Source organism: Caulobacter sp. 05T431 (assembly GCF_056665975.1).
Genome location: NZ_JBFTKU010000118.1, coordinates 1 through 448 on the forward strand (window position 1 = coordinate 1; position 448 = coordinate 448).

At 62.3% G+C, this 448-nt stretch carries 1 protein-coding gene; it reads right to left on the reverse strand.

The annotated features are described in order from the left end of the window. Positions 1 to 104 precede the first annotated feature (104 nt). Positions 105 to 448: alpha/beta fold hydrolase (locus AC1U89_RS24775; RefSeq protein WP_479902263.1), on the reverse strand; the 344-nt coding region annotated here is incomplete at its 5' end.

Here is a 448-nt window from a genome sequence, read left to right on the forward strand (position 1 = left end):
CTCCATCGGCTCCACCCTGGCTCTCGATCAGCTGGCTCACACTTCTCCCGATTCTTAGGTCCCAAAAGCTGCTTCGACACTAGCTGCTTTGACACTCCGATAATCTACTTTACCGCCAGGGGTCTGGCGGAATGGGCCAGTTGCTGGGCGACCGCGCCACCATGCGAGTAGCCAAGCACGTCCGTAGCCTCGATGGCGAGATAGTCGAGCAAACGCGACAGGTCCGCTGCCAGCAGCGTGGCCGTGTAAGGCGGCGGAAGTCCCCGGCTTCGCCCGTGGCCGCGCAAATCCGGAATGATCAGGCGATGCCGGGCGGCGAGACGCTCGAGCACTGKGTCGAACATMTGGCCGGTGACCATCAGCCCGTGCACCAGCAGCAGGGGCTTACCCGATCCGCGTTCGGTGAAGTGGATGAGGTCTGAAGGTGTGGGGCTCATGTCACTAGTGC